Origin of the sequence: Microbacterium sp. (assembly GCF_035556355.1) — a bacterium.
In the GTDB taxonomy this organism is placed as follows: domain Bacteria; phylum Actinomycetota; class Actinomycetes; order Actinomycetales; family Microbacteriaceae; genus Microbacterium.
This window is the reverse complement of record NZ_DATMFG010000024.1, coordinates 120,953-140,527: the sequence shown is the minus strand read 5'-3', so window position 1 is coordinate 140,527 and position 19,575 is coordinate 120,953. Positions and strand designations below refer to the sequence as shown.

Genomic DNA, 19,575 nt, shown 5'->3' with positions numbered 1-19,575 from the left:
CTCCCCCGCACAACGATGATCACCCCCGGGAATCGCGGTCCGAAGACCACGCCCGGGGGCGATCGTCAATGCGATTTGCGGTTTCTGTATCCGGTACCTTGCGGTCACCTCGTTCCTGTTTTCTCTTCGCAGAACCGAAGATACTCACCCCGCGACGGCCGTCAAGACTTCGCGCGGAAGTCATTTCGACGTCATGTTGAAGGTGAGATCCGCACCTCGATTCTCAGCCGGCGGACCGGTTCTTGAAGGCGTCCATGCTCTTGCCCGCACCGTGCGACTTGCCCGGTGCGCGCACGCCGTTCACGGCCGACGTGTCGAACGCGAACGTGATGATCGCCGCGGCGATCGCATCGGAGTTCACGTCGAGGGCGTGCAGGTTCACGTTGCCCTCGAGGTCGTACTCCATGCGCAGCAGGTCGTACAGCGCGACGTCCTGGCCGGCGCCGGTCAGGTTGTCGCACGGCTGGTGGTAGCACGGGTCGTACGCCGCACCGATCACGCCGCCGTACAGCGCCGCCTCGTCAGCAGTCTTCTTGTCCTCCGCGCCGGTGAACAGGCCGCCGGCGGGGATGCCCACGTCGATGAACGGCCCGTAGTCGCTTCGGCCCGAGAAGTCGGTGTCCTGGTAGGGCTCGCCGATGCTGTCGTAGTAGGCCTCGAAGACGTCCTCGATCTCCGCGGAGCCCGGCGGGATGAACCCTCCCGGAGCCGTACCGCTCGAGTTGTCTCCGTCGTAGACGCCGAACATGTAGTTCGGCGACGCCACCATGTCGAAGTTGAGGTACAGCGCGATGTCGCGGCGCTCCTCCTCGGTCAGATTCCCGACGTAGTACTCGGAGCCGAGCAGGCCCTCTTCCTCAGCACCCCACCACGCGAAGCGCACGGTGTTGTTGGGCTTCACCTTCTGCATCTGGATCGCCGTCTCCAGCAGCGCGGCGCTGCCCGAGCCGTTGTCGTTGATGCCGGCGCCGTCCTGAACGCCGTCGAGGTGCGCGCCCGCCATCACGACGTTGTCGTCGTTGCCGGCCTTCGTCTCGGCGAGGACATTCCACGCCGTGCGGATCTCCTCGTCGTAGTCGACCGTCACCGTGACGGTGGCCAACGGGGTCGAGTAGAGGTCCTCACCGGCATCAGACGTGACGAACACGGTCGGAATGGTGAGTCCCGTCGCATCGCCGATCATGTTGAGCAGGCCCTCGCGATCGTCCGGGATGCTCTGGCCCTCGTTCATGATGATGACGCCTGCAGCGCCCGCTGCCTCGGCGTTGAGCGCCTTGACCGAGAACCCGCACGTGCCGCGCTGCATGAGCGCGATCGCCCCCACCGGGAAGCCCGCGAAGTCCGAGGCCTCGCAGCCGCTCGTGTTGCTGTTCGGCGGGTCGTCCTCGTCGACGAGGACGATGCCCACGGGCACGAGCGGACCCGTCGCCGTGCCCTCGGGGCTGCCCGAGTCGAACCGGTTGCGCAGGAAGTCGGTGCCGTCGATGAACGTGCGCGGGTTCGGTGAGATCCGCACGAGCGCGTTGTTCTCGTCGAAGTAGGGGAACTCGAACTCCTGAACCACGGGCGAGTAGCCGGCTCCCTCGAGCTGGTCGACGACGTAGTCGACGGATGCCCCGTACCCGTCGCGCCCCGCAGCGCGGTCGCCGTGCTCGTCGGCGATCGCCTGGAAGGCTTCGAGGTGCTCCATCACTCCCTCGAGCGTGACCGCCTTGGTCAGCTTCTTGACGGAATTGTTGTTCGGTACCGCGAGTGCGGGTGAGGCGATCGCCAGGCTTGCGGCGACCGCGCCGACGGCGACGATGGCCGCCGTCCGCGTCTTCGTTCTCAGCATCGTGTGCCCTTTCCGCCGGCGACCCCGATGTCGCCGACCCTGGCGCGACACTGTCACACGACCTGGAGCGCGTCCAGACCTCGACGTCGTTGCTCACGTAGCCCTCATCTTGCGGATGCGGCGGGTGGAGCATCCGTCGCTATTGGTGCCCCACGAGCTTCAGGCCGACCACGCAGCCCACGAGGCCGAGGATCAGCAGGAGGCGGACGATCGAGAAGGGCTCGGCGCCGGTGATCATCGCGTACGCGACCGTGAGCGCCGCACCGATGCCGACCCACACGGCGTAGGCGGTGCCGGTCGGGATGTCGCGCATCGCCCACGCGAGCCCGCCCATGCTCGCGACGAGAGCGACGCCGAAGATCACGCTCGGCCAGAGCTTGGTGAAGCCCTCGGACTTGCCGAGCGCGGTGGCCCACACGGCCTCGAGCACACCGGAGATGATGAGGATGACCCACGACATGACAGCGTCTCCTGGCCAGTCTTGTCGCACACCGGGTACTGAACCCTCGTCCGGGGATCCTGTCGGGACCCGCGTGCCAGCTTAGCGGGCCGATCTGGGCAGGGCCTGGGCAGCGAACGCGCGCGTCACACGAGGAACAGCCAGTCGAGCGCACCCGGGTTGTGCGCGTGCACGAGCACGAGGAAGACGACCGCGTCGAAGAGCAGGTGCACCGTCACGACGTACGCGAGCGAGCGCGTCTTCATGAAGATGAAGCCCTGCAGCAGGGCGAACGGGATCGTGAGCACGGGCCCCCACGCCTGGTAGCCGAGCTCCCACAGGAACGACACGAACACGACCGCCTGCAGGATGTTCGCCTGCCAGTCCGGGAAGTGCCGGCGCAGCAGCGCGAAGCACGTGCAGATGAAGAACAGCTCGTCCCAGATGCCGACCGCGCCGACGCCGACGAACAGCCGCGTGATGAGGTCGGGAGTGTCGACGACGGGCCAATTCGCGTACACGCCCGACGTGATGAAGTAGTACGGCAGGATCAGCCACCCGAGCGCGAGCACGGCGACGAGCCACAGCCACTGGAACCGCGTCCAGCGCCCTCCTCCGCGCCACGGGAAGCGGATCGCGTGGTCGCGGAACACCCAGCGCGACACGATGTACGGCACGACGACGGCTCCGCCGAGGGCGATCGCGAACCGCAGGATCGCGAGGTCGTCGAGCTCCGCCTTCAGCGGGATCGAGCTCACGATGAGCAGACCGATCGCGATGAGCGAGAGGTCGCGCACGAGGTTCGGGCGTCGACGGATGCCGCCACCGCCGTCGCCCGACGGCCCGGTTGCGGGGGCGGCTGACGCGGCATCCGTCCTCCGCTCCACCGCGATCGCGAGCGCGAGTGCGGCCGCCAGGAGCACCCACCCGAGCCACGGGATGCGCGCGACGAAGAAGGCGGGCGCCGCGAGGCACGCGAGGAGGGACGGCACGAGCCCCCACGACCACGCGGGGCGCACGCCGAGCTCGACGGCGGGATGCGCGGGCACGTCAGGCCGCCCCGGCGGCCGTCATCGGGCGAGCCTGCGGTACGCGAGATCGCGGATCTCCCGACCCGCGCGAGCGCCCTTGCGCTCGAACGCGGTCAGTACGCGACCCTCGTAGCGGTCGGCCCATTCGCCCTCGAACGCCTTATCGAAGGCATCCGCCTCGTTCAGCACGTCGCGCATCTGGAGGGCGTAGTCCTCCCAGTCGGTCGCGAGTCGAAGCATGCCGCCGTCGCGCAGGACGCGCGCCGCGAGCGCGGCGAACTCGGGGGTCACCAGGCGTCGCTTCGTGTGCTTCTTCTTGTGCCACGGGTCGGGGAAGAACACCCAGAGCTCGGACACGGACGCCTCGGGCAGCAGGTGCTCGAGCACCTCCGGTGCGTTCGCCTCGATGAGCCGCAGATTGCGGGCACCTGCGCGCTCGGCGTCGAGCATCGTGCGCGCGAGCCCCGCCTTGAAGACCTCGATGGCGAGGAAGTCCCACTCGGGGTGAGAGGTCGCCGCGTGGACGATCGCGTGCCCCTGGCCCGATCCGATCTCGACGACGAGCGGCGCTTCGCGCCCCCACACCGCTGCGGGGTCGATCGGCTCGTCGGCGGCCACGCTCGTCGCGGCGACGCCGCGCGGGACCTCGATCACGTACTCCGGGGCGAGCTCGCTCCACGCGCGCTCCTGCGCCTCGGACATGCGGCCGCTGCGGCGCACGAACGACACCGGCTTGTCGCGGAACACGCGCGGCGCGGCTGGGGTCTCCGTCACCCCTCCAGGCTACGGGAACCGCTCACGCGGTCACGAAGTCGATGAGCTCCTCGACGCGGCCGAGCAGCGCCGGCTCGAGATCGCGATACGACCGCACCGAGCCGAGGATGCGCTGCCACGCGCGCGCGAGGTCGGCCTGCGACTCGGCGGGCCACCCGAGCGCGCGGCACACGCCCGTCTTGAAGTCGACGCCGCGCGGCACCTCCGGCCACGCGCTGATGCCCACGGCATCCGGCTTCACGCATTGCCACACGTCGATGTACGGATGCCCCACGATCTTCACGTGCGCGCCGTGGCGGCCGCGCTGCACAGCCTCCGCGATGCGCGCCTCCTTCGAGCCGGGCACGAGGTGGTCGACCAGCACGCCGTAGCGGCGCTCGGCCGACGGCGGCTCGTCGTCGAGGAGGGCGGCCAGAAGGTCGACTCCCTGCAGGTACTCCACGACGACGCCCTCGACGCGCAGGTCGTCGCCCCAGATGCGCTCGACGAGCTCGGCGTCGTGGCGCCCCTCGACGAGGATGCGGCTCGCGCGCGCGACGCGGGCGCGTTCGGCCTCGACGGCGAACGACCCCGACGCGGTGCGCGACGGAGCGGTGGGCGCCTTCGCCTCGGGGCGCACGAGCACGACGTCCTCGCCGTCGATGAGGAACCCGGCGCCGAGCGGGAAGAGCCGCCGCCTGCCGTGGCGGTCCTCGAGCTCGACGTTGCCGCCGGACACCCCCACGACCGCCCCGCACCAGCCGTCGTCGGCGACCTCCACGACGAGATCGCGTTCGGCCTCGACACGAGGCACGACGCGGCGGGCGCGCTCGCGCCAGCCGGCGGCGAGAACATCGGTTCCGTAGCGGTCGTCCATGGGTCCTCCGAGTCGCACAGGCTACCGGCAGGCGGGTCGAAGAGACGGATGCCGCGCGGGCGGCCCGCTGGGCGGCATCCGGTCCGCTCCTGCCCACCCTCGTCGGCTATCGCCTGCCCATCGCGGCTGAATAGACTCGCGGTGGCGGTGTTCGATCGTGCCGAAGGGGGTTCGATGCGTGCTCGATGGGTCGCGGCGCTCGGGGCGGCGTGGGGGCTGGTGCTCGCGGGTGCCGGCGGGGCTGCGTGGGCGACCGACCCGGTGGAGCTGGGGGCGGGGCGCGTCGTCGACCAGGTCGACGCGCTCGGCGGTCAGCTGAACGCCGTCGAGAACCGGCTCGACGAGCTCTTCGACGACACCGGCCTCGACCTGTACGTCGTGTACGTCGACGAGTTCACCAACCCGTCGAATCGCCAGGAGTGGGCCGACCAGGTCGCGCTCGACAACGGCCTCGGCACGACCCAGTACCTGCTCGCGGTGGCGACCGAAGCACGCCAGTACTACATCTCGGCCGACAACGAGGGGCCGATCAGCGGCGAGCAGCTCGATGCGATCGAACAGTCGATCCGACCGCAGCTCAGCGACGGGGACTACGCGGGCGCGGCGATCACCGCCGCCGACGGCTTCGAGACCGCGGCGGGCGGCGGACGGCCGGGCGAGTCCGGCGGCGGAGGATTCCTCGGCGGCCTGCTGATCTTCCTCGTCATCGCGGCCGCGATCGCGGTCGTCGTGTGGCTCGTCGTGCGCAGCCGCCGCAAGAAGGGCGCTGTGGGCCCCGGCAAGGAGCAGACCCCGCTCGAGAACCTCGACACGAAGGAGCTCGCACGGCGCGCATCGTCTGCGCTCGTCGAGATGGACGACGCCGTGCGAACGAGCGAGCAGGAGCTCGGGTTCGCGCGCGCGCAGTTCGGCGACGCGGCGACCCAGGAGTTCGCGCAAGCGCTCGAGACCGCGAAGGCGAACCTGAACGAGGCGTTCACGCTCAAGCAGAAGCTCGACGACGGGATCGAAGACACCGAGGAGGAGACGCGCGCCTGGAACGCGCAGATCCTCCAGCTCTGCCAGCAGGCCAGCGACGAGCTCGACGAGAAGGCGGCTGCGTTCGACGAGCTGCGCAAGCTCGAGCAGAATGCGCCCGAGGCGCTCACGCGGGTGCAGGAGGCGCGCACGAAGGCCGCGGCCTCGATCGACGCGTCGGCCGCCGAGCTCGCGCGGCTGTCGACCCAGTACGCCCCGGAGGCGCTCTCGACGGTCGCCGACAACCCCCAGCAGGCGCGCGACCGGATCGCCTTCGCCGACGAGCAGCTCGCCGAGGCGCAGGCGGCGATCGGCGCGGGTGACGGCGGGCGCGCGGCCGTCAGCATCCGCGCCGCCGAAGAGGCCGTGTCGCAGGCCGTCCTGCTGCAGGAGGCGATCACCAAGGTCGGGACGGACCTGGCGGATGCCGAGAAGAACGCCGCCGCGCTCATCGCCGAGCTCGAGCAGGACATGGCGACCGCCGCGGCCCTCCCCGACTCCGACGGGCGCGTCGCGGGCGTGATCGCGTCGACGCGCCAGCAGGTCGACACCGCACGCCAGAACCTGTCGGGCGGCGCGAAGCGACCGCTCGCAACGCTGCAGGCGCTCGAGGCCGCGAACACCGCGATCGACGGCGTCGTCCAGAGCGTGCGCGACGCCGCCGCCCAGGAGCAGCGCAACCGCCAGATGCTCGGCCAGCTCATGATGCAGGCGCAGGCGCAGGTCTCCGCCGCCGAGGACTACATCACCGCGCGGCGTGGCGCGGTCGGCGCCGAGGCTCGAACGCGGCTCGCCGAGGCGGGCGCGTCGCTCGTACGTGCGCAGCAGCTTCAGGCGAGCGACCCGGCGCAGGCGCTGCAGTACGCGCAGCGGGCCGACCAGCTCGCCGGCCAGGCCATCCGGTCCGCGCAGAACGACGTCGGCGCGTTCTCCGGCGGCGGCATGCTCGGGGCGCCGACGGGCGGATCAGGCGGAGGCGGCGGAGGGATGCTCGGCGCCGTGCTCGGCGGCATCGTCATCAACTCGCTGCTCAGCGGCGGGGGCGGCGGCCGACGATCGTCCGGCGGCCTCTCCGGCGGAATGGGCGGGATGCTCGGCGGAGGCGGCGGCGGACGCGGCCGCAGCGGCGGAGGCGGATTCCGGCCCGGGAGCTTCGGCGGCGGCGGCACACGCGGCCGTCGAGGGGGTGGTCGCTTCTAGGCCGCACAACCTCAGGCCCGCCACCGGGCCGCCCAAGCCCTACGTGACTACCGAGTGAAAGGAATCCCTTGTGATGGCAAAGCAGTCCATCTTCGGCCGCATCTCCACCCTGGTGCGCGCGAACATCAATGCGCTCCTCGACCAGGCCGAAGATCCAGAGAAGATGCTCGACCAGCTCGTTCGCGACTACACGAACAGCATCGCCGACGCCGAGTCGGCCATCGCCGAGACGATCGGCAACCTGCGCCTGCTCGAGCGCGACCACCAGGAGGACGTGCAGGCCGCGGCCGAGTGGGGCAACAAGGCGCTCGCCGCCAGCCGAAAGGCCGACGAGCTGCGTGCTCAGGGCAACACGGCCGACGCCGACAAGTTCGACAACCTCGCCAAGATCGCCCTCCAGCGCCAGATCAGCGCCGAGAACGAGGCCAAGCAGGCCGAGCCGACGATCGCCTCGCAGACCGAGGTGGTCAACAAGCTCAAGGACGGCCTCAACGGCATGAAGCAGAAGCTCGAGCAGCTGAAGAACAAGCGCTCCGAGCTCGTCGCCCGCGCCAAGACGGCCGAGGCGCAGACCAAGGTGCACGACGCGGTCAAGTCGATCGACGTGCTCGACCCGACCAGTGAGCTGGGCCGGTTCGAAGACAAGGTCCGTCGCCAGGAGGCGCTCGCGGCCGGCAAGCAGGAGCTCGCTGCGTCGAGCCTCGACGCCCAGTTCAACCAGCTCGACGACATGGGCGAGCTGACCGAGGTCGAGGCGCGTCTGGCCCAGCTGAAGGCAGGGAACGCCCCGACCCAGAACCAGCAGCAGGCGATCGACGCGCCGTCGGCGCCGTACACGCCGTAACGGAACGATCGGCGAAGGCGCCGCACCCGGGGACGCGTTCCCGGGTACGGCGCCTTTCGCGGTCCGCCCGACGCCGGGCCGCTCGCGCATGCGGAATGATGTGAGCATGACCCGCTACCTCGTCGTGCCCCAGTGGCAGGGCAGCCCCTCCACGCGCGCGATGCAGCTCATCGACGGCGCCCACGCGATCGCGGGCGACCTCCCCCGCTCGGCGACGACGATCCTCGATGTGCCGATCGAGGCCGGGGAGTCGCTCGGCACCGGCATCCGTCGCCTGAGCACGCTCCAGCGCGTCCGCGCGCAGGTCGAGGAGGCGCTGTCGTCGCACGACGAGCCCGTGCTCACGATCGGCGGCGACTGCGGCGTCGCGCTCGGTCCGATCGCGCACGCGGTGGCGCGGCATCCGGATCTCGCCGTCGTGTGGATCGACGCGCACCCCGACTTCAACACCCCCGAGACGTCGCCGTCGGGTGCGTTCGCGGGCATGGTGCTGCGCGCGATCGTGGGCGACGGCGACCCCGCGCTCGTGCTCGACGAGGGCGCTGTCGCTCCAGGCCGGGTCGTGCTGGTGGCGACGCGCTCGTACGACGACGCCGAGCTCGAGGCCATCGAGGAACGCGGCATCCGGATCGTTCCCGCTGACGCCTTGGGCGAGGCGAAGGCACTCGCCGAGGCCGTCGCCGCGACGGGCGCGGACTCGGTCTACATCCACGTCGACGTCGACGCGCTCGACCCCGCCGAGCTCGCCGGCAACGCCCACCCCGAGCCGTTCGGCGTCCGCGCAGCAGACCTCACCGCGGCGATCGCGGCGGTGCGCGACGCCGTGCCGCTCGTCGGCGCGACGCTCGCGGGCTACTCCCCCGCATCGCCGGATGCCGCGACCGACGACCTCGGCACACTTCTGCGCATCGTGGGGGCGCTCGCGTGAGCCCGATCCCGACGCCTCCCCCCGGCTGGAAGGAGGCCGCCGAGAGGGCGCTCGCGCGCGGCCGGGCGATCGACCGGTTCATCCCGGCGTTCCTCCTCGACTCGCCCCTGAGCCGAGTCGGCTACTGGTACGGCACCGCCGTCGGATGGGTGTGGGGCACGCTGTGGAGCACGGGCCGCATCGAGCGCCGGGAGGGCCTGTGGGTGTTCCGCGGGATGCCGCGCTGGGCGTTCCCGCGCGGCGGCGTGTGCGCGGGCGGCTGCTACCTCACGGGCGATGCCGAGGTCACGGACCACGTGCTGCGCCACGAGGCAGTGCACAAGCGGCAGTGGCAGCGGTACGGATTCCTGATGCCGGTGCTGTACCTGCTCGCGGGGCGCGACCCGCTGCGCAACCGGTTCGAGATCGAGGCAGGCCTCGAGGACGGCAACTACGTGCCGCGTCAGCCCGCGAGGCGCGGGGCCGCACGCCCGACGCGCAGCACCTGACGCCCCAGCGCGATCACGACCGCGAGCGGGAACACGATCCAGAACAGGTTCGGCAGCACGGCGACCATGAGGAAGCCGACGATGTCACCGCGCTCGAGCGACTGGCGCGTCATCTCGAGGCCGCTGGACGCCTCGACCAGGAAGTAGATCACCGTCTTCCAGAACGTCGCGGTCGTCACGATGAGGCCGACCACGACTCCCGACCACTTCCTCGCGTGGAACAGCGCCCACACGATGAAGACGACCTCGACGAGGTTCGCCCAGCTCTGGGCGCTGCCGAACGCGTCGAACTGCCCGTACCGATGATCGAACGTGCCGTAGAACACGTGCCCCGGCCAGAAGCCCGCGAGCGGGCCGCCCGCGTGCGAGAGGGGTCCGAGCAGCACGTAGCAGGCGTCGTAGGTCTGGATGATCGCGGAGATCGTGAGCCACACGATGACCCACGTGGGCATGCGCAGGTCACGCGGTTCGACGGTCGAGGGCGAGGGCGCGGGGGCGGCGTCGACGGAAGTCATGCGCGCGAGTGTAGGACGAGCGCCGCTCGCGCTCGCAGCGGGCACGCCGGAAGTCAGCGCGTGGTGAGGCCGTACTGCTCGGGAGCGTGGATCGCGGCGGGGTCGACGCCCAGCCGCGTCGTGAGGTGGTCGACGATGTCGGCGGTGCCGAGGTAGCCGCCGAGGAGATGCACGCGCGTGTTGTCGTCGTCGGCGCACATCATCTCGTCGGCCCACGCGGTGACGGCGCGCGACAGCGCCTGGCCGGGAGCGCACGCGCGCCCCGTTCCGGGATCGCCGGTGCGGCGGGAGCGATCGAGCCACGTCACGATCATGCGCGGCGGCACGTCGAGGTGGGTCTGCCACGAGGCATCCGGCACTTCGATGAACACCCGACCTGTCGAGCACAGCGGAAGCGTCGTCAGCAGCGCCTCGAGGTCGGTCAGCGACGACTCGTCGGCCGTGATGAGGTGCTGCACGCGGGAATGACGCGGTGCACGACACGCGGCGGGGCTGTGCTCGCCGGCGTGGCGCGTGGTGCGGTCTGGTGCGGGGGTGGTCATCTCCCCTTCACTATACCGCGAACGAAGGGTTGCCTAACCTCACTCCCATCGAACGGAAGTCGCTCACCCGACGAGCACGCGGCGCAGCTCGCGGAGCTCGTCGTCGGAGAGGCCGCTCGCGCGCAGATAGTCGGAGGCGGATCCGAACCGCGTCGTGAGGTCGTCGAGCAAGCCCTTCATGACGTGTGCGGGCGATCGGGTCGCGAGCTCTTCGAGATGGCGGGCGCGCGGATGCAGCGCCCGCAGTCGCTCGATCACACCGCGGTTCCGCCACGCCGGCAGCAGCCCCTCGGTGCGGGCGTAGTCGGCGATGACAGCCTCCTCGTCGACGCCCGCCGCCGCGAGCGTCAGGGCCACGGCGACGCCCGTGCGGTCCTTGCCGACGGTGCAGTGCACGAGCACGGGCTGGTCGGACACGATCCCCCGCACGACCTGCACGACCCGGTCGGCGGAGTCGTCGACGAGCCTGCGGTACATCTCGGCCAGCGAGATGTCGTTCTCGAAGAACGACGCGACCGAGCCGAGGAACAGCGGAACGCGGACGATCTCGGCTGCGATGCCCGTCGGACTCGGCGCGTGGAGCACCTCCTCGTCGGAGCGCAGGTCGATGATGCGGCGCAGGCGCAGCCTCGAGAGGTCCTCGATGCCGCGGGACTCGAGCTGCGCCAGGTTGCCCGAGCGGTACAGCACGCCGTGGCGCGTGCGCCGATCGCCGGCCGGCAGCCCGCCGACATCGCGCAGGTTCACGGCGCCCGCGACGAGCGGAGCGGGCGCGCCGTCGGGAGAGTCCGCGGCGGTCACCAGGCCCTGCCCGCCGCCGCGTCGCTGTCCTCTCCGGCGAGGTCCTCACGCGGCGGCACGGCGTAGCGGCCGGCGATCGCGATGCGGTTGAACGCGTTGATCGACACGAGGATCCAGCTCAGCGCGACGTACTCCTGCTCGCTCAGGATGCCGCCGACGCGGTCGTACACATCGTCGGGGATGCCGCCCTCGGAGATGAAGGCGAACGCCTCCGCGAGCTCGAGACCGGCGCGCTCGCGCTCGGTGAAGACGCCCGAGTCGCGCCACACCGGCAGCTGGGCGATCGTGTCGAGCGTGACGCCGGCCTTCTCGGCGCGTTCGACGTGCACGCGCACGCAGTACGCGCAGCCGTTGAGCTGCGACGTGTGGATCTGCACGAGCTCCTTGAGGCGGTCGTCGATCCCGGCCTCGGTCGAGAGCGCGCCCACCGTCTTCGAGAACGCGGAGAGCGCCTGGTAGGCCGGAGGCGCCGACCGAGACAGGTGCACCCGCCGTTCGTTCGTCATTCCGCCAGCCTACCCGCGGCCGCGGCCGCGGGAACGGTGGCGCGCATCCGCCGCGCGGGCCGCCAGAATGGCGTCGTGATCGAACCCGCTGACGAGTTCTCGTTCCTGTCCGAACAGGCTGCCGAAGCCGGCCTCACCGGTCCCCTCCCCCACGGCGAGCGCCTCACCCTGACGCTCCCCGACGGACGCACGCTGAGTGCGTTGCGATTCGGATCACCGAGCGATTCGGATGCCGCGCCCGTCGTCACCCTGCTGCACGGCGCAGGACTGAACGCCCACACGTGGGACACGACGATCCTCGCGCTGGGCCTGCCCGCACTCTCGATCGACCTGCCCGGTCACGGCGACTCGTCGTGGCGGGAGGACGCCGCCTACGTGGCGCGGGTGCTCGCACCGGACGTGGCCGCCGGACTCGAAGCGTGGACGGACCGTCCGCAGGTCGTCGTCGGGCAGTCGCTGGGCGGACTCACCGCCGCGGCGCTCGCCGCCTCCCGCCCCGACCTCGTGCGACGTCTCGTCGTCGTCGACATCACGCCGGGAGTGGACCCGAACGCGGGCCCCACGCAGGTGCGCGACTTCTTCGCCGGGCCCACCGACTGGGCGTCCCGCGACGAGCTCGTCGACCGCGCGCTGAAGTTCGGATTGGGTGGAGGGTCGCGCCGCAAAGCCGAGCGCGGCGTGTACTTCAACTCCCGCATCCGCTCCGACGGTCGCGTCGAGTGGAAGCATCACTTCGCGCACCTCGCGAACGCCATGGCCTCCGCGGCGGCCGCCGGTCACGCTCCGTCTGCGCCGGATGACGCGCTCGCGCGCGTGCTCGGCGAGAACGGATGGGAGGACCTCGCCCGCGTGACGGCGCCTGTCGCCCTCATCCGCGGCGCGAAGGGCTACGTCAGGCCTGAGGACGCCGACGAGTTCGCGCGGCGGGTTCCTGCGGCATCCGTCGAGTCGATGGCCGGAGGCCACAACCTCCAGGAGGACAGCCCCGTCGCCCTCGGCCGGCGTATTGCCGAGATCGCGGCAGAAGTCGACTGATCGCGGACTGATCGCGGCCGGGTAACGATTTCGGTTTCTGTGACGTTTCGTTTTGCAACCGGGCCCGCCACTCGGGCACGATCCCTACGCTGACTCCTACAGGAACCACAGCCTTTGCACCGACATGGCACGACCCAACCGGCCGGCGCCGCCCGTGATGCAGCCGAAAGGAATCCGATGCTCCGCCGCACTGCCCTCCTCGCCACAGCAGGCCTCGCGGCCGCGGCACTCGCCCTCAGCGCGTGCACGGCCTCGCCGGGCCCCGATTCGACAGGCGGCGGCGAGCCCGACCCCGATGCGTCGCTCACCGTCGGCCTCGTCCTCGAGCCCGACAACCTCGACATCCGCCGCACGAGCGGCGCGGCGCTCGAGCAGGCGCTCATCGACAACGTCTACGAGGGCCTCGTGACGCGTGCGCCCGACGACGGCAACGCGATCGAGCCGAAGCTCGCCTCCGATTGGGAGGTCTCGGAGGACGGCCTGACCTACACCTTCACGATCCAGGAGGGGGTCACGTTCCACAACGGCGAGCCGCTCACGGTCGACGACGTCGTGACCTCGCTCACCGAGGTGAAGGACGACGAGTCGCTGCAGGGTCACGGAGACCTCGCGGGCGTCGCCTCGATCACCGCTCCCGATGAGTCGACCGTCGAGATCGTGCTCACCGAGCCGAACATCGACTTCCTCTTCTCGCTGACAGGTCGCGCCGGGCTCGTGTTCAAGGCCGGCGACACGACCGACATGAACAACGCCGAGAACGGCACCGGTCCGTTCACGATCGCCGACTGGACCGATGGCGACAGCATCACGCTCGCCCGCTTCGACGACTACTGGGGCGAGCCCGCGGGCGTCGCCGAGGTCGTGCTCCAGTACATCCCCGACTTCACGGCCGGCGTCAACGCGGCGCTCGACGGCAGCGTCGACGTGCTGACGGCGGTCGACGCGACGCTCGCGCCGCAGCTCGACGGCACCGGCTTCACGCTCACGACGGGCGAGACGACCGACAAGGGCACACTGGCGTTCAACAACCAGCGCCCTCCCCTCGACGACCCGCGCGTGCGCGAGGCCCTGCGCCTGGCGATCGACCACGACGCGCTCATCGAGGCCCAGGGCGCCGCACAGACGCTGTTCGGCCCGATCCCCCCGCTCGACCCCGGCTACGAGGACCTCTCCGACGTCGCGCCGTACGACCCCGAGCGCGCACGCGAGCTCCTCGCCGAGGCGGGCCAGGAGAACCTCAGCCTCACGCTCACGATCCCGGCCGTGTACGGCACCACGGTGCCCACCTTCCTCGTGTCGGCGTTCGACGATGTGGGCGTCGAACTCACCGTCGAGTCGGTCGAGTTCCCGACGTGGCTGCAGGACGTGTACACGAACAAGGACTACGACCTGAGCTTCGTGCTGCACGTGGAGGCACGCGACTTCGGCAACTTCGCCAACCCGGACTACTACTTCAACTACGACAACCCCGAGGTGCAGGACCTCTACGCACGGGCGCTCGCGACGACCGACGAGGACGAGTCCGCCGACCTGCTGCGGCAGGCCGCGCGCATCGTGTCGGAGGATCACGCGGCCGACTGGCTCTACCTGGGCAACACGATCACGGCGGTCGGAGAGGGCGTGAGCGGGTTCCCGGTGAACTCCATCAACGTTCGCCTGAACCTGGCTGACGTGACAGTATCTCGGGGGTGACCCGGTACGCGCTGACCCGGCTGGCCCTGCTGCTGGTGGGGCTGCTGGTGGCGAGCCTGCTCATCTTCTTCACGCTGCGGGTCCTCCCCGGTGACGTCGCCCAGCTGATCGCCGGGACGCAGGGCTCACCGGAGCAGGTCGCCGCCATCAGGGCGCGCCTGGGTCTCGACCGGCCGTTGTGGGAGCAGTACTCCGACTGGATCGGGGGCGTCCTGCGCGGCGACCTCGGCACGTCGCTGCTCAACGGCAGGTCGGTCGGCGCCGAGCTCGTCCAGAAGGCGCAGGTGACCGTGCCCCTGGGGCTCATGTCGCTGTTGATCGCCCTCCTGTTCGCGGTGCCGCTCGGCGTGCTGTCGGCCGTGCGCCGTCGCCGCGGCGCGGGCACCGCGATGAGCGTCGGCGCGCAGACCCTCGCCGCGGTCCCGGTCGTGTGGGCGGGCATGATGCTCGTGATCGTGTTCGCCGTGTGGCTCGGATGGCTCCCCGCACAGGGATTCCCGCGCACCGGCTGGTCGACGCCGTGGCTCGCGATCCGGTCGCTGCTGCTCCCCGCGATCACGATCGGCATCGTCGAGGGTGCGATGCTCCTGCGATTCGTTCGCTCGGCGACGATGCAGGCGATCGGCCAGGACTACGTCCGCACCGCCGCCGCGAAGGGTCTCACGAAGAACCAGGCGCTCCTTCGGCACGGCCTGCCGAACGTCGGCCTGTCGATCATCACGGTGCTGGGCCTGCAGGTCGCGGGCATCATCGTCGGAGCAGTCGTGATCGAGCAGCTGTTCACGCTGCCCGGGATCGGACGGATGCTGGTCGCCGACGTCGGCGGACGCGACCTCGTAAAGGTCCAGGGCGAGCTCCTCGTCCTCACCGGGTTCGTGCTGATCATCGGCTTCCTCGTCGATCTCGTCCACCGCGTGCTCGACCCGCGCCAGCGAGAGGCGGTGTGATGCATCGGCTCGCGTGGCTTCGGCGCCTATGGCGCATCTCGACCGGGCGCTTCGGGCTCATCGTCGTCGCCGTCGTCCTCATCGCGGCGCTCGTCTCGCTGTTCTGGACCCCGTTCGATCCGCGCGACGTCGACGTTGCGAACCGCTGGGGCTACCCCGGATGGCCGCACCTGCTCGGCACCGACGGCAACGGCCGCGACATCCTGAGCCTGCTCATGGCGGGCGCCCGCACGACGGTGTACGTCGCGGTCGGCGCCGGCGTCGTCGCGACCGTGGTCGGCATCGCCTTCGCGGCCCTCGGCGCGCTCACCGCGCGGTGGGTGCGCGAGTCGGTGGCGGTCTTCATCGACGTGCTCATCGCGTTCCCGGTGCTCATCATCGCGATGATGATCTCCGCCGTGTGGGGCGGGTCGCTCGGCGTCGTGATCTGGTCGGTCGGCATCGGCTTCGGAGTGAACATCGCCCGCGTGACCCGCCCCGAGCTGCGCCGCGTGCTCCACAGCGAGTTCGTGCTCGCCGGCAAGGCGTCGGGCCTCACCCCCGCGCAGAACCTGTGGCGCCACCTGCTGCCGAACGTCGCCCCCGTGTTCATCGTGCAGCTGTCGTGGTCGATGGCCGTCGCCGTGCTCGCCGAGGCGGGCCTGTCGTACCTGGGCTTCGGAGCCCCCGTCACCGACCCGTCGTGGGGCCTGCTCCTGGCCGACGTGCAGCGCTACATCGGCATCCACCCGCTGTCGGTCGTGTGGCCGGGCCTTGCGATCACGCTCACCGTGCTCGGACTCAACCTCGTGGGCGACGCGCTGCGCGAGGCGACCGACCCGACGCTCTCGCGCGGCCGCGACCCGCTCGCTCCCCCGCGCGGCGCGATCCGCCATGTTCCGGAGGTGGTCTCGTGAGCAGGCGGCACGCCTCCTGCGCGCGCGAGCGCGCTCGTCGCCCGAAGGGGGCGATCGAATGAGCCTGAGCGTCCGGGACCTCACGATCGACATCGCCGGCCGCCGCGTCGTCGACGGCGTCTCGTTCGATGTACCCGACGGCGCGCGTGTCGGAATCATCGGCGAGTCCGGGTCCGGCAAGTCGCTCACGGCGCTCGCCATCATGGGGCTCCTCCCCGAAGAGGCGACGGCTGCCGGCAGCATCCGCTGGAACGACCGGGAGCTGCTGGGACTGTCGGATCGCGAGCTCGCAGGCATCCGCGGCGACGAGATCGGCATCGTCTTCCAGGAGCCGCAGACCGCGCTCAACCCGATCCGCACGGTGGGGCGCCAGATCGCCGAGCCGATCCGCATCCACGAGGGCGCGAGCAAGAAGGAGGCGTGGGCGCGCGCCGTGAAGGCGGCGGAGCGGATGCTCCTCCCCGATCCCGAGCGCATCGTGAAGCGCTATCCGCACCAGCTCTCGGGCGGCCAGCGTCAGCGCGTCGCCATCGCGATGGCGCTCGTGGCCCGCCCGCGACTGCTCATCGCGGACGAGCCGACGACTGCGCTCGACGTCACGATCCAGGCCGAGATCCTCGAGCTGCTGCGCGACCTCGTCGACGACGCCGGCATGTCGCTCGTGTTCATCACGCACGACCTCGCGGTGCTGTCGCAGATCGCGGAGTTCGGCGTCGTGCTCGAGCACGGGAAGGTCGTCGAGTCGGCGCCCGTCTCGACGCTCCTCACCTCGCCGTCGTCGCCGGTCACGCAGGGGCTCCTGCGCGATGCGACGGCGACGCTGTGGCGTCCGGAGGGGGTCTCGTGAACGGCGACGTGCTCCTGCGCGCCCGCGGACTCACGCGGCGATACCGGCGCGCCAAGACGGCCCTGTTCGAGCCCAAGAGCTTCACGAATGCGCTCGAGGACGCCGACCTCGACGTGCGCGAGGGCAGCGCGGTCGGGATCATCGGCGAATCGGGGTCCGGAAAGTCCACGCTCGTACGGCTGCTGCTCGCGCTCGACACCCCGACGTCGGGCACGGTCGAGTTCGACGGTCGAGAGGTCGACGCCGCGGCATCCGCCCGTCGCCTTCATTGGCTCCGCCGCCAGACCGGCATCGTGTTCCAGGACCCGTACGCGTCGCTCGACCCGCGCATGAGCGTCGGCCGCATCGTCGGCGAGCCGCTGTGGGCGCTGGGCATCGAGGGCGACCGACGCGCCCGTGTGCGCGAGGTTCTCGAGGAGGTGGGCCTCGAGGCCGCGATGGCCGACCGGTTCCCGCATGAGTTCTCGGGCGGTCAGCGGCAGCGGATCGCGCTCGCGCGCGCACTCGTCCACCGGCCGCGCCTCCTCGTCGGCGACGAGCCGCTGTCCGCGCTCGATGTCACGGTGCGCGCGCAGATCCTGCAGCTCATCGCCGAGCTGCGGGCGCGCGAAGGGCTCACGCTCATCATGGTGTCGCACGACATCGGCGTCGTGCAGAACCTGTGCGACGAGGTCGTCGTCATGAAGGACGGCCGCATCGTCGAAGAGGGGCCCACCGAGAAGGTGCTGCTGCAACCCCAGGTCGGCTACACACGGCGGCTGCTCGCGTCGATCCCCGTGATCGCGCAGGGTCCGCGTTCGTCCTGAGCCTCCCGGTCGGCGCTCGCGCTGCCGAAACCTGCATCCGCGATCGGCAAGAGCACGAGCGGATGCCGATCGCGACAGCGCGAGCGTCGCGAGGGGCACAGCGAGAGCGCGTCGCGGCGGCCCGTCGGAGGGGCGGACTAGCCTCGGGGCATGCCCCACGCGATCGTCCCCCCTTACCTCCTGGCGCGTATCGCGTCGATTCGAGAGCCCGAGTTCGCACGGGCCGCCGAAGCCGCGCGCGAGACGCTCGCCGTGCAGCGCGAGTACCGGCCGCCCCGCCGCTCGCGCCTGCGCCTCTCACTCGACGGCACCGACACGCTCGTCGCCGAGACGACCCCCGCTCCCGACCGCACGATCAGCGACGCGCAGAACCGGGAGGAGCTGCCCGGCGTCGTCGTGCGCCGCGAAGACGACCCGCCCACGGGTGACACGGCCGTCGACGAGGCGTTCGACGGGCTCGGGTCGACGTTCGACTTCATGTGGGACGCGTTCATGCGCGACTCGATCAGCGGCGCCGGATCCGAGCTGCTCGCGACGGTCCACTTCGGCCGGGACTACGACAACGCGTTCTGGGACGGGCGGCGCATGGTGTTCGGCGACGGAGACGGCGAGATCTTCGCGGGATTCACGGGCTCGCTGTCGGTCATCGCGCACGAGCTGGGGCACGGCGTGATCGAGTCGGCGGGCGGCCTGCTCTACCGCGGGCAGTCCGGCGCGCTCAATGAGTCCATCGCCGACGTCTTCGGCGCACTCGCCGAGCAGCACCGCGCGGATCAGACCGCCGACCAGGCGTCGTGGCTCATCGGCGAGGGCATCTTCACCGACGCCGTCGAGGGGCAAGCGCTGCGCTCGATGATCGCTCCGGGCACGGCGTACGACGACGACGTCCTCGGCCGCGATCCGCAGCCCGCGCACATGAGCGACTACATCGTCACAAGCGACGACAACGGCGGAGTGCACCTCAACTCCGGCATCCCGAACCGCGCGTTCGCCCTCGCCGCGACGACGCTGGGCGGCCGCGCGTGGGAGCGCGCGGGACTCGTCTGGTACCGCGCGCTCACGTCGGGCACCCCCTCCCGCACGGCGGACTTCGTCCAGTTCGCGGCGGCCACCCTCGCGGCCGCCGAGGCGGAGTACGGTGAAGAGTCGGAGGAGGTCGACGCCGTGCGATCCGGATGGGTCGGTGTCGGCGTCATCGGGAATGGACGAGACAAGCAGCCGCGCTCCTGACGAACGCCACTCACCCGAGCCGCTGGTCGTCGCCGTGAAGCGGACGGGCGGTTTCGCCGGTCTCACACGCACGTGGACGGCCGAGGCACGGGGGGACGCGGCATCCGAACTCGTCGAGCTCGTCCACCGCTGCCCGTGGGACGAACCGGTCGACTCCGAGCCGCGCGGCGCGGACCGCTTCCAGTGGAACATCCGCGCACGGTGCGGCGCCGACGAGGATCGCGCCGCCGAGCTGCCTGACCACGCCGTCAAGGGCCCGTGGAGGGACCTCGTCGACGCCGTGCGCGAGTGGAGCGAGGGCGAGCAGAGCGAGCGTCGACCGGCGCAGCAGCGCTGATCGCCCCCCG

21 protein-coding genes and 1 riboswitch are annotated in these 19,575 nt (G+C 70.9%); of the genes, 12 read left to right on the top strand and 9 right to left on the bottom strand.

Annotated elements, in window-relative coordinates; genetic code table 11:
• Positions 1 to 223: 223 nt before the first annotated feature.
• The 5 genes from VNR19_RS07020 to VNR19_RS07000 form a co-directional block, all read right to left on the bottom strand.
• Positions 224 to 1,834: a M20/M25/M40 family metallo-hydrolase gene (locus VNR19_RS07020; RefSeq protein WP_325725244.1), complete on the bottom strand. Its 1,611-nt coding sequence runs from the start codon at positions 1,832 to 1,834 to the stop codon at positions 224 to 226.
• Positions 1,835 to 1,973: 139 nt separating this feature from the next.
• The gene (locus VNR19_RS07015) at positions 1,974 to 2,294 is read right to left on the bottom strand and encodes a DMT family transporter (protein ID WP_325725242.1); all 321 of its coding nucleotides are present in this window, start codon (positions 2,292 to 2,294) and stop codon (positions 1,974 to 1,976) included.
• Between the two features lie 10 nt (positions 2,295 to 2,304).
• Positions 2,305 to 2,369: riboswitch (guanidine-III (ykkC-III) riboswitch) on the bottom strand.
• Between the two features lie 50 nt (positions 2,370 to 2,419).
• On the bottom strand, positions 2,420 to 3,322 hold the full coding sequence (locus VNR19_RS07010; RefSeq protein WP_325725240.1) for a CPBP family intramembrane glutamic endopeptidase: 903 nt from the start codon (positions 3,320 to 3,322) through the stop codon (positions 2,420 to 2,422).
• Between the two features lie 21 nt (positions 3,323 to 3,343).
• Positions 3,344 to 4,006 (bottom strand): tRNA (guanosine(46)-N7)-methyltransferase TrmB, encoded by a 663-nt coding sequence (gene trmB, locus VNR19_RS07005; protein WP_325725425.1) that lies wholly within the window; start codon positions 4,004 to 4,006, stop codon positions 3,344 to 3,346.
• 94 nt (positions 4,007 to 4,100) lie between these two features.
• A complete protein-coding gene (locus tag VNR19_RS07000) occupies positions 4,101 to 4,934 on the bottom strand; it encodes a DUF3097 domain-containing protein (protein WP_325725239.1) in 834 nt (277 codons plus the stop codon).
• A gap of 174 nt (positions 4,935 to 5,108) precedes the next feature.
• Between VNR19_RS07000 and VNR19_RS06995 the strand changes: the two genes are divergently transcribed.
• From VNR19_RS06995 to VNR19_RS06980, 4 genes are all read left to right on the top strand, one after another.
• Positions 5,109 to 7,151 (top strand): TPM domain-containing protein, encoded by a 2,043-nt coding sequence (locus VNR19_RS06995; RefSeq protein ID WP_325725238.1) that lies wholly within the window; start codon positions 5,109 to 5,111, stop codon positions 7,149 to 7,151.
• A 73-nt stretch (positions 7,152 to 7,224) separates the two neighbouring features.
• Positions 7,225 to 7,995: a PspA/IM30 family protein gene (locus tag VNR19_RS06990; protein ID WP_325725236.1), complete on the top strand. Its 771-nt coding sequence runs from the start codon at positions 7,225 to 7,227 to the stop codon at positions 7,993 to 7,995.
• Positions 7,996 to 8,101: 106 nt separating this feature from the next.
• Positions 8,102 to 8,923: an arginase family protein gene (locus tag VNR19_RS06985; protein WP_325725234.1), complete on the top strand. Its 822-nt coding sequence runs from the start codon at positions 8,102 to 8,104 to the stop codon at positions 8,921 to 8,923.
• Positions 8,920 to 9,411 carry a Fe-S oxidoreductase gene (locus tag VNR19_RS06980; protein ID WP_325725232.1) on the top strand — a complete coding sequence of 164 codons (492 nt, stop codon included), beginning with the start codon at positions 8,920 to 8,922 and terminating at the stop codon, positions 9,409 to 9,411. The genes VNR19_RS06985 and VNR19_RS06980 overlap by 4 nt, the downstream gene beginning before the upstream one ends.
• Here the strand turns inward: VNR19_RS06980 and VNR19_RS06975 are convergent.
• The 4 genes from VNR19_RS06975 to VNR19_RS06960 form a co-directional block, all read right to left on the bottom strand.
• On the bottom strand, positions 9,366 to 9,926 hold the full coding sequence (locus VNR19_RS06975) for a hypothetical protein (protein WP_325725230.1): 561 nt from the start codon (positions 9,924 to 9,926) through the stop codon (positions 9,366 to 9,368). The two genes, VNR19_RS06980 and VNR19_RS06975, sit on opposite strands and share 46 nt — an antisense overlap.
• A gap of 53 nt (positions 9,927 to 9,979) precedes the next feature.
• A complete protein-coding gene (locus tag VNR19_RS06970) occupies positions 9,980 to 10,468 on the bottom strand; it encodes an SIP domain-containing protein (protein ID WP_325725228.1) in 489 nt (162 codons plus the stop codon).
• 63 nt (positions 10,469 to 10,531) lie between these two features.
• Positions 10,532 to 11,269, bottom strand: a complete 738-nt coding sequence (locus VNR19_RS06965; RefSeq protein ID WP_325725226.1) for a tyrosine-protein phosphatase — start codon at positions 11,267 to 11,269, stop codon at positions 10,532 to 10,534.
• Complete coding sequence (locus VNR19_RS06960) at positions 11,266 to 11,775, bottom strand: carboxymuconolactone decarboxylase family protein (RefSeq protein ID WP_325725224.1); 510 nt, start codon at positions 11,773 to 11,775, stop codon at positions 11,266 to 11,268. Before VNR19_RS06960 ends, VNR19_RS06965 begins: the two co-directional genes overlap by 4 nt.
• Positions 11,776 to 11,853: 78 nt before the next feature.
• Between VNR19_RS06960 and VNR19_RS06955 the strand changes: the two genes are divergently transcribed.
• The 8 genes from VNR19_RS06955 to VNR19_RS06920 all read left to right on the top strand — a co-directional run bounded on the left by VNR19_RS06955 (position 11,854) and on the right by VNR19_RS06920 (position 19,565).
• Entirely contained in the window at positions 11,854 to 12,810 is a 957-nt protein-coding gene (locus VNR19_RS06955; RefSeq protein WP_414684127.1) for an alpha/beta fold hydrolase, read from the top strand.
• A gap of 177 nt (positions 12,811 to 12,987) precedes the next feature.
• Positions 12,988 to 14,502, top strand: a complete 1,515-nt coding sequence (locus VNR19_RS06950; RefSeq protein WP_325725220.1) for an ABC transporter substrate-binding protein — start codon at positions 12,988 to 12,990, stop codon at positions 14,500 to 14,502.
• Positions 14,499 to 15,449, top strand: coding sequence for an ABC transporter permease (locus tag VNR19_RS06945; RefSeq protein WP_325725218.1), 951 nt, complete (start codon positions 14,499 to 14,501; stop codon positions 15,447 to 15,449). The genes VNR19_RS06950 and VNR19_RS06945 overlap by 4 nt, the downstream gene beginning before the upstream one ends.
• Complete coding sequence (locus VNR19_RS06940) at positions 15,449 to 16,345, top strand: ABC transporter permease (RefSeq protein WP_325725216.1); 897 nt, start codon at positions 15,449 to 15,451, stop codon at positions 16,343 to 16,345. Before VNR19_RS06945 ends, VNR19_RS06940 begins: the two co-directional genes overlap by 1 nt.
• A gap of 58 nt (positions 16,346 to 16,403) precedes the next feature.
• Entirely contained in the window at positions 16,404 to 17,192 is a 789-nt protein-coding gene (locus VNR19_RS06935) for an ABC transporter ATP-binding protein (protein WP_325725214.1), read from the top strand.
• Entirely contained in the window at positions 17,189 to 17,998 is an 810-nt protein-coding gene (locus tag VNR19_RS06930; RefSeq protein ID WP_325725212.1) for an ABC transporter ATP-binding protein, read from the top strand. Before VNR19_RS06935 ends, VNR19_RS06930 begins: the two co-directional genes overlap by 4 nt.
• Positions 17,999 to 18,148: 150 nt before the next feature.
• Complete coding sequence (locus tag VNR19_RS06925; protein ID WP_325725210.1) at positions 18,149 to 19,228, top strand: M4 family metallopeptidase; 1,080 nt, start codon at positions 18,149 to 18,151, stop codon at positions 19,226 to 19,228.
• Positions 19,200 to 19,565 carry a protealysin inhibitor emfourin gene (locus tag VNR19_RS06920; RefSeq protein WP_325725208.1) on the top strand — a complete coding sequence of 122 codons (366 nt, stop codon included), beginning with the start codon at positions 19,200 to 19,202 and terminating at the stop codon, positions 19,563 to 19,565. The genes VNR19_RS06925 and VNR19_RS06920 overlap by 29 nt, the downstream gene beginning before the upstream one ends.
• The last annotated feature ends 10 nt before the right edge of the window (positions 19,566 to 19,575 follow it).